This is a genomic window from Pseudogemmobacter humi, assembly GCF_900609055.1.
GTDB classification, from domain to species: domain Bacteria; phylum Pseudomonadota; class Alphaproteobacteria; order Rhodobacterales; family Rhodobacteraceae; genus Pseudogemmobacter; species Pseudogemmobacter humi.
The window spans coordinates 19,008-31,427 of the sequence record NZ_UXAW01000086.1; the positions used below are offsets into that span (position 1 = coordinate 19,008).

Genomic DNA, 12,420 nt, shown 5'->3' on the forward strand with positions numbered 1-12,420 from the left:
GGAGCGGCATCATGGCCGCGGCCAAAGCCACCAGCCCGCGTGAGGCCGGGCATGTCGCCATCATCATGGACGGCAACGGACGCTGGGCCACCGGCCGCGGCTGGCCGCGCCTCGTCGGCCACAGGAAGGGCGCCGAGCGGGTGAAGGAGATCGTCCGCCTCGCCCCCGACATGGGCATCCGCTGGCTTACGCTTTATGCCTTCTCGACCGAGAACTGGAAACGCTCGACCGAAGAGGTGCTGGGGCTGATGTCGATCTTCGCGCGCTATATCCAGCGCGAGGCCGACGGGCTGGCCGCCGAAGGGGTGCGGATGCGCTTCATCGGCGACCGCTCGCGGCTGGCGCCGCGGCTTCAGCGGCTGATGGCGGGGATCGAGGCGCGCACCGCGCATCTGACCCGGCTGAACCTGACCGTGGCGATCAATTACGGCGGCCGGGATGAGATCATGCGCGCCGCCCGCGCCATCGCCGCCGAAGTCGCCGGGGGCCGGTTCGATCCCGCCGATCTGACCGAGGCGGCGTTTTCGCGTCGGCTCGACACCTGCGATCTGCCCGACCCGGATCTGGTGATCCGCACCAGCGGAGAGACCCGGACCTCGAATTTCCTGCCCTGGCAGGCGGCCTATGCCGAATATGAATTCACCGAGACGCTGTGGCCCGATTTCGGCCCGGCGGAACTGACCGCGATTCTCGCGCGGTTTTCCAACCGCGAGCGGCGCTTCGGCGGAGGGAAACCGTGAGCGCGGCGGATCGCTGGGCCGATCTCGCGCCGCGGCTGGTGTCGGCGGTGGCGATGCTGGCGGTGGGGGGCTTTGCCATCTGGCAGGGCGGCGTGGTCTTCGCCTGGCTGGCAGTGCTTTGCCAGGGGCTGATGATGTGGGAACTGGCGCGGATGACGCGCGGCGAGGGCTATGACGCCTCGGTCCTGCTCGGGCTGCTCTCTGCCGCGGTGCTGGCGCTGAACCTTTTCGTGCCGCAGCCCTGGGTTCTGCCGCTGATGCTGGTGCCGGTGCTGGTGGGCGCCATGGCGCCGCGCCGCGACACCGCGGTTTTCGCCGGTTATGCGCTGGTGATCCTCGCGACCGGCTGGTCGCTGGTGGCGTTGCGGGTGACGGCGGGGCTGGTGCCGGTCCTGTGGCTGCTGGCGGTGGTCGTGGTTTCCGACGTGGCCGGCTATTTCGCCGGGCGCATATTTGGCGGGCCGAAGTTCTGGCCGAAGGTCAGCCCGAAGAAAACCTGGTCGGGCACGGTGGCCGGCTGGATCGGCGCGGCCCTGGTGGGCGCCGGGTTCTGGGCCCTGGGGCAGGGGAATGCCGCGCTGATCTGGATCTCGCCGCTGGTGGCCTTTGCCGGGCAGATGGGCGACATCGCGGAATCCGCGATCAAACGGCGGGCGGGGGTGAAGGATTCCTCGGCGCTGATCCCGGGCCATGGCGGGCTGCTGGACCGTTTCGACGCGCTCGCCTTCGCCGCGATCCTGAGTGCCGTGCTGCTGCCGTTCCTGCGGCCTTTCCCGTGACCGGGCGCTCATCGGTCCCTGCGGTCCCTCTTCGCAGCGCGGACAAGCCGGCGGCGCAGGACAGGCGGGCCCGGGCTCCGGGCGGGGGAAGGGGCTGAACCATGCGACGGCTTTCGATCTTCGGCTCGACCGGCTCGGTCGGCACCCAGACGGTGGATCTGATCCTGCGCGCGGGCGGGGCTTCGGCTTACAGGGTCGTGGCGCTGACCGGCGGGCGCAACATCGCGCTGCTGGCGCAGCAGGCGCGGCAGTTGCGCGCGGAGATCGCGGTGACCGCCGATCCGGCTTTGCTCGGCCCCTTGCGCGAGGCGCTGGCGGGCAGCGGCGTCGAGGCCGCCGCCGGGCCGGAGGCGCTGAACGAGGCCGCGAGCCGCCCCGCCGACTGGGTGATGAGCGCCATCGTCGGCGCGGCGGGGCTGCTGCCGGGGCTGCGCGCGGCCCAAAGCGGCGCGGTGCTGGCGTTGGCGAACAAGGAAAGCCTCGTCGCGGCCGGGAAACTCCTGATGCGCACCGCCAAGGCCAGCGGCTGCCGCATCCTGCCGGTCGACAGCGAACATTCGGCGATCTTCCAGGCGCTGGCCGGCGAAAGCCTTGAGCGGGTGGACCGCATCATCCTGACCGCCTCGGGCGGCGCTTTGCGCGACTGGCCGCTGGAGCGGCTGGCCGCGGCCCGGGTCGAGGACGCGCTGGCGCATCCGAACTGGTCGATGGGGCGGCGCATCACCATCGATTCCGCCTCGATGTTCAACAAGGCGCTGGAAGTGATCGAGGCGCATGAGTTTTTCGGCCTCGCGCCCGGGCAGATCGAGGTCATCATCCACCGCGAGAGCATCGTGCATTCCATGGTCGGCTTCTGCGACGGCGCGATCATGGCGCATATGGGCTCGCCCGACATGCGCCATCCGATCGGCTATGCGCTGAACTGGCCCGAGCGGCTGCCGCTGCCGATTGCCCGGCTGGATCTGGCGGCGATGGGGCGGCTGACGTTTGAGGCGCCGGACGAGACGCGCTTCCCGGCTTTGCGGCTTGCGCGCGAGGTGATGGCGGCGGGGGGCCTTGCCGGGGCGGCGTTCAACGCGGCGAAAGAGGTGGCGCTTGACCATTTCCTCGAAGGGCGGATCGGTTTCATGGATATGGCCGCGGTGGTCGAAGACACGCTGGACCGGCTTTCGTCGGGTTCCGGCCTTCAAATCGACGCGGGCGGGCTTGAGGATGTGCTGGCGATGGACCATCTCGCGAGGGTCCGGGCAGCGGAAGCCGCCCGCGCAAGAGACGGAATGACAGGAAGGACAGCGGGCTGATGGATTTTTTCGGGGCTTTGACGGGGACCGCCTGGTCCGCGGTCTTCTTCATCATCGCGCTTTCCGTCATCGTCGCGATCCATGAATACGGCCATTACATCGTGGGCCGCTGGTCGGGGATCCATGCCGAGGTGTTCTCGGTCGGCTTCGGCCCGGTGCTGTTCTCGCGCCGCGACAAACGCGGCACCCGCTGGCAGATCGCCGCCATTCCCTTCGGCGGTTACGTAAAATTCCTCGGCGACGCCGATGCGGCCTCGGTGCGCAGCGAAATGCCCGCGGGACTGTCGGCGGAAGAGCGGCGCCATACCATGGCCGGGGCGCCGCTCTGGGCGCGGGCGGCGACGGTCGCGGCGGGGCCGGTGGCGAATTTCATCCTGACCTTCGCCATCCTGCTGGGCGCGCTTTATTACACCGGCATCGCCACCGACCGCCCGACCGTGGCGCGGCTGGCGCCCCTGCCCATCGAACAACCCCTGCGCGAGGGCGATGTGATCCTCGCCATCGGCGGCACCGAGGTGGCGAAGACCGAGGATCTGGGCGCGGCACTCACCGCGCTGCCGCGAGCCGCCGACGTCGAATTCCGCGTCGAGCGCGACGGGAAGCAGCTTACCCTGATGGCGCCGCATCCGCAGCCGGCGCTGGTCGCCTCGGTCCAGGTCAAATCCGCCGCCATCGACGCCGGGTTGCGTCCGGGCGACGTGATCACCCGGCTCGATGGCCGGGATATCCTGGTGTTCAGCGACCTTCAGGACATCGTGATGGCGTCCGGGGGCCGCGCGCTGCCGATGACGGTCTGGCGCGATGGCCGCAGCTTCGAGGTGGAGCTGACGCCGCGCAGCCGCGAACTGCCGCGCGCCGCGGAAGAGGGCGGCGGGTTCGAGAAGCGCTGGATGATCGGTCTCGGCTCGGGGCTGACCTTCGAGCCCGTCACCCGCAGCCCGGGCGTCTTCGAGGCCATCGGCATCGCTGCGGGCGATATGTGGAGGATGGTGACCACCACCTTCTCGGGGCTCTGGCACATGATCGCGGGGCAGTTGTCGGCCTGCAACATGTCGGGCGTGATCGGCATCGCCGAGACGATGGGCGATGCGGCGAAGACCGGCACCATGAGCTTCGTGAGCATGCTGGCGGTGCTGTCCCTCGGGGTGGGGATCCTGAACCTTCTGCCGATTCCGGTGCTGGATGGCGGCCATCTGGTGTTCCACGCCTGGGAGGCGGCGACCGGCAGGCCGCCCTCGGACAATGCGCTGCGGCTGCTGATGACGGTGGGGCTGACGCTGCTTCTGTCGCTGATGGCCTTCGCCTTGTGGAACGACGTGACCTGTATCTGAACCATCAACACCCGTTTCCGAAATCGCCGGCCAGGCGCCATAGTCTCGCCCCATTCGTGGCCTATCCCTCGTCTTAACAAGGGGTGAACAGATGCAGATGGTGGAAAGACGTTTTCCGGGCGTGATCCTGCTTGCGAGTGTCAACGCCGACCGGATCTTTTCGGCGGGAACCGTGGTGCTCGGCCTGCTGGCGGGGGCTTTCCTTGGCACGGCGATCATCGGCGCTTATTAACACGGTGGGGCGGCCCGGGAGCCCGGGCCTGCCAGAGATGCGACCGCGATGCAAAACCCCGGCCCTTCTGGTGCCGGGGTTTCCTCTGTGTGGCCTCCCGCGCCCGGTTGCGGCCCCGGCTGCGGCACTTCCGGGGCATGGTGCGCAAGCGCCGGGAAAGACGGTGAAAACCCGGGTTTCTACCATATGTGCCAAAGTTATCCACAAGAACCGCAGCCTTTTGACAAGTCGCGCCAATCCCGTTAGTCAGTCGACAGGGAAATAAAGATCGGCGGGGCGCGCGCAGAGCCATGGTGAACAGCTTCAACCAGAAGAAACGCCGCTTGGCGGGCCGCAACAAGACGGCCGGAAAGATCCTTGCCGCTGCGGTTTTCCTCGGTGCGGCAGGCACATCGCCCCTCTGGCTGGAACCGGCCTTCGCCCAGGTCTTCTCTTTCTCGAACGTGCGGGTCGAGGGGAACGAGCGCGTCGACGCCTCTACCATCCTCTCCTATGCGGGAATCGGTCGCGGCCAGGAGGTCTCGGCCGGGGCGCTGAACGACGCCTATCAGCGCATCAACGGCTCGGGCCTGTTCGAGACGGTCGAGGTCGTGCCCGAGGGCTCGACCCTGGTGATCCGGGTGCGCGAATATCCGTTCATCAACATCATCAATTTCGAGGGCAACAAGCGGATCAAGGATGAAGACCTCGCCAAGCTGGTGAAGTCGCAGTCGCGGCATGTCTTCTCGCCCTCGACCGCCGAATCCGATGCCGCCTCGATCGCCGAGATGTATCGCGTCAGGGGCCGCATCGCCGCCACCGTCACCCCCCGGGTGATCCGGCGCGAAGGCAACCGGGTGGATCTGGTGTTCGAGATCGCCGAGGGCAAGGTGGTCGAGATCGAGCGGCTCTCTTTCGTCGGCAACCGCGCGTTTTCCGACCGCCGCCTGCGCCAGGTGCTTGAGACCAAACAGGCGGGCTTTTTGCGCCAGCTGATCCAGCGCGACACTTTCGTGGCCGAGCGGATCGATGTCGACAAGCAGGTGCTGACCGAATTCTACCGCTCGCGCGGCTATATCGATTTCCAGGTGCTCGATGTCTCGGCCGAGGTCTCGCGCGAGCGTGACGCGACCTTCGTCACCTTCACCATCCGCGAGGGCCAGCAATACGATATCGGCCGGATCAGCACCGTCTCGGAAATCGAGGGCGTGAGCGCCGAGGAATTCGCCGCGGTGCAGAAGATCCGCACCGGCCAGACCTGGAACCCGGCGCTGATCGACAACAACATCGCGCGGATGGAGAATCTCGCCCTCAAGAAGGGGCTGAACTTCGTCCGGGTCGAGCCGCGCATCACCCGCGACGACCGCAACCAGCGGGTGGACATCACCTTCGCCATCGTGCGCGGCGAGAAGATCTTCGTCGAGCGGATCGACATCGAGGGCAACGCCACCACGCTTGACCAGGTGGTGCGCCGCCAGTTCCGTTCGGTCGAGGGCGACCCCTTCAACCCGCGCGAGATCCGGCAGTCGGCGGAACGGATCCGGGCGCTCGGCTTCTTCTCGGATGCGCGCGTCAATGCCGAGCCGGGCTCGGGCCCCGACCAGGTGGTCGTGAACGTCGATGTGGACGAACAGCCGACCGGCTCGCTCGGTTTCGGCCTCAGCTATTCGGTGGCCAGCGGGGCGGGTGTCAGCGTCAATTTCTCGGAAGCGAACTTCCTCGGGCGCGGTCAGGCTGTCGGCTTCAGCCTGTCGACGACCAAGGACAATCAGAACTCGTCCTTCACCTTCACCGAGCCGGGCCTGTTCGGCCGCGATCTGAGCCTGTCGTTCGGGGTGTTCTACCGCACCTCGGACTACGACCACGCGCTTTACAACACGCGCTCGGCCGGGATTTCGGTGGCGCTCGGCTTCCCGCTCGGCGAGCAGTCGCGGCTGAGCGTGCGGTATCGGCTGTCCGAGGACAAGATCTTCGATCTGGACGATGATGTTTTCTACAGCGCCGGTCCGCCGGTGGTGGCGGAGAGCATCCGCTCGCCCATCCTGCGGGAAGAGGAGAGGCAGGGCGCGCTGGTGTCCTCGTCGCTGGGCTATACCTATGAATACGACAGCCGGATCACCGGCCTCGATCCGACCGGCGGCTTCCTGTTCCGCTTCGGCCAGGACATCGGCGGGATCGGCGGAGATACCGAATTCCTGACCACCACGCTGTTCGCGATGCGCGAGCAGCGGGTCTGGAACGAGGAAGTCACCCTGCGGGTGATCCTTGAGGGCGGCCATATCCAGGATCTGGGTGACACCGGCACCAGGGTCACCGACCGTTTCTTCCTGCGCGGCAAGATGCGCGGGTTCGAGCCGAACGGGATCGGTCCGCGCGACGGCACCGGGCTTGAGGATGCGCTTGGCGGCAATGCCTTTGCCGTGGCGCGGTTCGAGGCGGAATTCCCGCTCGGCCTGCCCGAGGAATACGGGATCATGGGCGGCGCCTTCATTGACGTGGGTTCGGTCTGGAGCCTGACGAATACCAGCGGCGGCCAGACGGCCGATCCGCTCGGGAACATCATTCCCTCGCCGGTCGACGACGGTTTCAAGCCGCGCGTCGCGGTCGGCCTGTCGGTGCTGTGGGATACCCCGATCGGGCCTCTGCGCTTCAACTTCTCGAAGGCGGTCAAGAAGGAAGACTACGACCGCGAGCAGAGCTTCGACCTGACGGTCACGACCCGGTTCTGACATGAGGCCCCCCCTGACCGCAGAGCGCGCGCGGGGGTGGATCGGGCCGGTCCCGCTCGTGTGCGCGCTGGCGCTGATTGCGGCGCCGGTTCTGGCGCAGGAAGAGGGTCCGCCCGCCGCCGCCCCGGCCGAAACGCTGGCGCCGGACCGGCTGGTGCCGGTCCTCACGCTGGACCAGGACCGGATGTTCCGCGAATCCGCCTGGGGTGCGGATGCCGTGCGCCGCGCCGAGGCCGCCGCCGCCGCATTGAGCGCCGAGAACCGCGGGATCGAGCAGGATCTTGAGCAGGAGGAACGCGCGCTGACCGAGAAGCGTGCGCAGATGACGCCGCAGGAATTCGCCCCGCTCGCCCGCGCCTTCGACGAGCGGGTCGAGGAATTCCGCCAGTCTCAGGACGCCAAATCGCGCGCCATCTCGCGCCGGCTGGACGAGGACCGCCAGCGGTTCCGTGAACTGGCGGTGCCGGTGCTGGTGGAACTGCTGGGGGATCACGGCGCGGTGGTGATCATCGCCGACGATGCGGTGATCCTGTCGCTGACCTCGGCCGATGTGACCGACGAGGCGGTGGAACTGATGGATCTGCGCCTGCCCGCGCCCGAACCGGAGCCCCCTGCGGCAGATCCGGCTGCGGCTCCTGGTCCCGCCCCCGGCGAGGCCGTCGCGGAAGATCCGGCGCCCGGTCAGCCTGCGCCCTGACCGCAGGCCGCGCCGGAACTTGCCCCGCCGCTTTCAACTTGCTAGCAGAGGAAAACCGCGTCAGCGGACAACGCCCAAGGAGGATGCGCCCCGTGGATGGAAGTGCCGTCACCAGTGCCGATCTGGATCTGATTCAGCGGATCATCCCGCATCGCTATCCGTTCCTGCTGATCGACAAGGTGCGCGATGTGGTGATCAACGAATCCTGCGTCGGCGTGAAATGCATCACTTACAACGAGCCGCAGTTCACCGGCCATTTCCCCGGCATGCCGATTTTTCCCGGCGTGATGATCATTGAGGCGATGGCGCAGACTTCGGGCGTGCTGGTCGGCCTGTCGATGGATCTGGTCGACAAAAACGCCAAAGTGTTCTTCATGGGGGTCGACGGGGTGAAATTCCGCCGCAAGGTGGTGCCGGGCGATGTGCTGGAACTGCATGTGCGCGCGCTCCGGGGCGGCGGCCGGGTCTGGAAATTCGAGGGCCGCGCCATGGTCGATGGCGAACTGGCCTGCGAGGCCGAATTCACCGCCATGTTCGATCTGCCGAAAGCCTGATCATGGCCATTCACGGAACCGCCGTCGTCCATCCCACCGCCGTGATCGACGACGGGGCCGAGATCGGGCCGGATTGCCATATCGGCCCGTTCTGCGTGGTCGGAAGCGAGGTCACGCTCCGCCGCGGCGTCACGCTGAAATCCCATGCGGTGGTGACCGGCTGGACCGAACTGGGCGAGGAAACCACGATCTGGCCCTTCGCCTGCGTGGGCGAGGTGCCGCAGGATCTGAAGTTCAAGGGCGAGCGCACGCGGCTGATCGTGGGCGCGCGCTGCCGCATCCGCGAGGGCGCTACGCTGAACACCGGCACCGAGGGCGGCGGCGGCATCACCCGTGTCGGCGACGACTGCCTGTTGATGACCGGCGTCCATATCGGCCATGACGCGAGTGTGGGCGACCGCGTGGTCATGGCCAACCAGGTCGCCATCGCCGGGCATTGCCATATCGGCGACGATGTGGTGATCGGCGGGCTCTCCGGCATCCATCAGTTCGTCCGCATCGGCCGGGGCGCGATCATCGGCGCGGTCACCATGGTGACGAACGACGTGATTCCCTATGGCCTCGTCCAGGCGCCGCGGGGCGAGCTCGACGGGCTGAACCTCGTCGGGCTCAAGCGCCGCGGCGTCAGCCGGGCCGAGATCACCCAGCTTCGCGCCGCCTATCAGATGCTGGCGCAGGGCGAGGGCAATTTCCACGACCGCGCCGGGCGGCTGGCCGATGATTTCGACAGCGCCCATGTGCGCGAGATCGCCGATTTCATCCGCGCCGCCAGCGACCGCAGCTTCCTGACGCCGAAAGGCGCGAAATGACGGTTGCGATCATCGCCGGGGGCGGCGCTTTGCCCGCCGCTCTGGCCGCTGCCGCGCCCGCGCGCCCCTTCATCGCCGCGCTCGACGGGTTTCCGCCCGAGGGGCTGGTGCCCGATCTGACCTTCCGCATCGAGCGGCTCTGTCCATTCTTCGCTGCTTTGCATGAGGCAGGTGTCACCCAGGTCTGTTTCGCGGGCGCCGTGCGGCGGCCCCGGCTCGACCCCGCGCTGTTTGACCCGCTCACCGCCGGGATCGTGCCGCGGCTGATGGCCTCGCTGGCGCAGGGCGACGACGCCACGCTTCGCGAGGTGATCGCTCTGTTCGAGGAAGACGGCTTCCGGGTGATCGGCGCCGACGAGATCGCGCCCGTTCTGGTGCCGGGCGAGGGCGTCCATGCCGGGGCGCTGACCGAACGCGACCAGCAGGATGCCGCCCGTGCCGCGCTGATCGTGAATGCGCTCGGCCGGGTCGATGTCGGCCAGGGCTGCGTGGTGCAGCAGGGCCTCTGCCTCGCGGCCGAGACGCTCTCGGGCACCGATGCGATGCTGGCTCAGGTCGCGGCGCTGCCCGCGGGGTTGCGCCCCGATCCGGGGCGGGGACGGGGGCTTCTCTACAAGGCGCCGAAACCCTTGCAGGATCGCCGGATTGACCTGCCCGCGCTCGGCCCCGACACGGTGGCGCGCGCGGCGGCGGCGGGCCTTGGCGGCATCGCCTGGCAGGCGGGGGGCGTGATCTGCCTTGACCTTGCGGAAATGCGGCGCCTCGCGCAGGAGGCCGGGCTGTTCCTCTGGGCGCGCGCTGTCCCGGAGGGGGCGTGAAATTCTTCCTGATCGCCGGCGAGCCCTCGGGCGACCGGCTCGGCGCCAGTCTGATGGCGGGGCTGAAGGCGCTGGTCCCCGGCGCGGGTTTCGAGGGCATCGGCGGCCCGGCGATGCAGGCCGAGGGGCTTGGCAGCCTGTTTCCGATGGAGGAACTCTCGGTGATGGGCATCGCCGAAGTGCTGCCGAAATATTTCCCCCTCAAACGCCGGATCCGCGAGGCCGCGGCCGCCGCGCAGGCCGCTCAGCCCGCCGCGCTGATCACCATCGACAGCCCGGATTTCTGCCTGCGGGTGGCGCGGCTGGTCCGCGCGGCCGCACCTGAGATCCCCACCGTGCACTATGTCGCGCCCTCGGTCTGGGCCTGGCGCCCGGGCCGTGCGGCGAAGATGGCGAAGGCGATCGACCACGTTCTGGCGCTGCTGCCGTTCGAGCCGCCCTATATGCAGGCGGCCGGGATGAGCTGCGATTTCACCGGCCATCCGGTGGTTTCCGAGCCGGTGGCGGCGCCCGCCGAGGCCGCCGCCTTCCGCGAGGCCCATGGCATAGCGCCGGAGGTGCCGCTGCTCGCCGTGCTGCCAGGCTCGCGCCGGGGCGAGATCGCGCGCCTGCTGCCGGTGTTCGGCGAAACGGTGGAACGGCTGGCGGGTGCGCTGCCGGCTCTGCGCCTGATCCTGCCCACACCGCAGCATCTCGCCGGGACCGTGCGCGAGGCGACCTCTGCCTGGGCGATACTGCCGGTGATCCTGACCGCCCCCGACCTCGCGACCCGGACCGCCGCTTTCGCCGCCGCCGATGCGGCGCTGGCGGCCTCGGGCACGGTGAGCCTGGAGCTTGCGGCGCAGTCCTGCCCGATGGTGATCGCCTATGACATGGCGCCTTTGTCGATGTGGCTGATGCGGCGCATGGCACTGATCGACACGGTGACGCTGGTCAATCTGGTCTCAGATACCCGAACGGTGCCGGAATTCATCGGCCAGGCCTGCCGGGCGGAAAACATCGCCCCTGCGCTGCTGAATCTGCTCAGAAATGGCTCCGGTCCGCAGCATGACGCCATGCGCCTGACCATGGAACGCCTGGGGCGCGGCGGCGAGCCCCCGGGCCTGCGCGCCGCGCGCTCGGTTCTCGCGTTCCTTGGATCCCTGGCGTCGCAGTCGCGCTGACGCGCGAGCCTCCGGCGGGGATATTTAAGGACAGAAAATGATCAAGTGCCTGTGCATTTTCTGTCTCTAAATATCCCGGGGGTGAGCCGCCGAAGGCGGCGAGGGGGCTGGCCCCCTCCTTCTCAACGCCCGCGCCAGATCCAGCCGCCGCCGAAGATGCGGCTGCCCTCGTTCGCGTAGAACACGCAGGCCTGGCCGGGGCTGATCCCGTCTTCGGGCTCGATCAGTTCCACCTCGGCCTCGGTCGCCGACAGCGGGCGCAGGATCGCCGGGCGCGGCGCGCGGGTCGAGCGCACCTTGGCCATCAAATGCCATTCCTTCTGGCTCTCGAACGGCGTATCGCCGAGCCAGTTGATCTCGCGCACCGGGATCACCCGCGTGGACAGCGCCTCTTTCGGCCCCACCACCACCCGGCGGCTGTCGGCGTCCAGCCTCACCACATAGAGCGGCTCAGCCATGCCGCCGATCCCGAGCCCCTTGCGCTGACCGATCGTGTAATGGATCACGCCGCGATGTGTGCCGAGAACGCGGCCCGTTATGTCCACGATCTCGCCCGGCTCGGCCGCGCCGGGTCGCAGCTTTTCGATCACGCTGGCATAATTCCCGTTCGGCACGAAACAGATGTCCTGGCTGTCTGGCTTGTCGGCGACGGCCAGGCCGTAGCGCGCCGCCAGCGCCCGGGTCTCGGCCTTCGAAGCCAGATGGCCGAGCGGGAAGCGCAGATAATCAAGCTGCTCCTGGGTGGTCGAAAACAGGAAATACGACTGATCGCGCGCAGAATCGGCCGCCGAATGCAGTTCCGCCCCGAGGGCGCCCGGTTTGCGCTGGATATAGTGGCCGGTGGCCATGCAATCGGCGTCGAGATCCTTCGCGGTGGCCAGCAGGTCTTTGAACTTCACCCGCTCGTTGCAGCGGATGCAGGGGACCGGCGTCGCGCCCGCCAGATAGGCGTCGGCGAATTCCTCGATCACCGCCTCGCGGAAGGTGTTCTCGTAATCCAGCACGTAATGCGGGAAGCCCATCGCATCGGCCACCCGCCGCGCGTCATGGATGTCGCGGCCCGCGCAGCAGGCGCCCTTTTTCGCCAGCGCCGCGCCGTGATCGTAAAGCTGAAGCGTCACGCCCACCACGTCGTAGCCCTCGTCCTTCAGGACGGCGGCCACCACCGAACTGTCGACGCCGCCGGACATGGCGACGACCACCCGCGTCTCAGCGGGCGGTTTCGGCAGGCCGAGGGAATTGAGGGGCAGGTCGCGGGGCATGGGTCTCACTGGGATTGGCCCGGAAT

12 protein-coding genes are annotated in these 12,420 nt (G+C 68.2%); 11 read left to right on the top strand and 1 reads right to left on the bottom strand.

Annotated elements, in window-relative coordinates; genetic code table 11:
• Positions 1–11 precede the first annotated feature (11 nt).
• From uppS to lpxB, 11 genes are all read left to right on the top strand, one after another.
• Positions 12–740, top strand: a complete 729-nt coding sequence (gene uppS / locus XINFAN_RS15065; protein ID WP_124087690.1) for a polyprenyl diphosphate synthase — start codon at positions 12–14, stop codon at positions 738–740.
• A complete protein-coding gene (locus XINFAN_RS15070) occupies positions 737–1,519 on the top strand; it encodes a phosphatidate cytidylyltransferase (RefSeq protein ID WP_124087691.1) in 783 nt (260 codons plus the stop codon). The genes uppS and XINFAN_RS15070 overlap by 4 nt, the downstream gene beginning before the upstream one ends.
• Positions 1,520–1,620: 101 nt before the next feature.
• Positions 1,621–2,820 carry a 1-deoxy-D-xylulose-5-phosphate reductoisomerase gene (gene dxr, locus XINFAN_RS15075; protein WP_124087692.1) on the top strand — a complete coding sequence of 400 codons (1,200 nt, stop codon included), beginning with the start codon at positions 1,621–1,623 and terminating at the stop codon, positions 2,818–2,820.
• A complete protein-coding gene (gene rseP, locus XINFAN_RS15080; RefSeq protein WP_124087693.1) occupies positions 2,820–4,151 on the top strand; it encodes an RIP metalloprotease RseP in 1,332 nt (443 codons plus the stop codon). The genes dxr and rseP overlap by 1 nt, the downstream gene beginning before the upstream one ends.
• A 91-nt stretch (positions 4,152–4,242) precedes the next feature.
• Positions 4,243–4,383: a hypothetical protein gene (locus XINFAN_RS21995; protein WP_199286436.1), complete on the top strand. Its 141-nt coding sequence runs from the start codon at positions 4,243–4,245 to the stop codon at positions 4,381–4,383.
• A 290-nt stretch (positions 4,384–4,673) separates the two neighbouring features.
• Positions 4,674–7,091 (top strand): outer membrane protein assembly factor BamA, encoded by a 2,418-nt coding sequence (gene bamA, locus XINFAN_RS15085; RefSeq protein WP_124087694.1) that lies wholly within the window; start codon positions 4,674–4,676, stop codon positions 7,089–7,091.
• Between the two features lies 1 nt (position 7,092).
• Positions 7,093–7,788, top strand: coding sequence for an OmpH/Skp family outer membrane protein (locus XINFAN_RS15090; protein WP_124087695.1), 696 nt, complete (start codon positions 7,093–7,095; stop codon positions 7,786–7,788).
• Between the two features lie 83 nt (positions 7,789–7,871).
• On the top strand, positions 7,872–8,342 hold the full coding sequence (fabZ, locus tag XINFAN_RS15095; RefSeq protein ID WP_124087696.1) for a 3-hydroxyacyl-ACP dehydratase FabZ: 471 nt from the start codon (positions 7,872–7,874) through the stop codon (positions 8,340–8,342).
• A 2-nt stretch (positions 8,343–8,344) separates the two neighbouring features.
• The gene (lpxA, locus tag XINFAN_RS15100; protein ID WP_124087697.1) at positions 8,345–9,151 is read left to right on the top strand and encodes an acyl-ACP--UDP-N-acetylglucosamine O-acyltransferase; all 807 of its coding nucleotides are present in this window, start codon (positions 8,345–8,347) and stop codon (positions 9,149–9,151) included.
• Positions 9,148–9,969: an LpxI family protein gene (locus XINFAN_RS15105; RefSeq protein ID WP_124087698.1), complete on the top strand. Its 822-nt coding sequence runs from the start codon at positions 9,148–9,150 to the stop codon at positions 9,967–9,969. The genes lpxA and XINFAN_RS15105 overlap by 4 nt, the downstream gene beginning before the upstream one ends.
• A complete protein-coding gene (lpxB, locus tag XINFAN_RS15110; protein ID WP_124087699.1) occupies positions 9,966–11,132 on the top strand; it encodes a lipid-A-disaccharide synthase in 1,167 nt (388 codons plus the stop codon). The genes XINFAN_RS15105 and lpxB overlap by 4 nt, the downstream gene beginning before the upstream one ends.
• A 122-nt stretch (positions 11,133–11,254) precedes the next feature.
• Here lpxB and mnmA read toward each other — a convergent pair whose 3' ends face one another.
• On the bottom strand, positions 11,255–12,394 hold the full coding sequence (mnmA, locus tag XINFAN_RS15115) for a tRNA 2-thiouridine(34) synthase MnmA (protein ID WP_124087700.1): 1,140 nt from the start codon (positions 12,392–12,394) through the stop codon (positions 11,255–11,257).
• Positions 12,395–12,420: the final 26 nt, after the last annotated feature.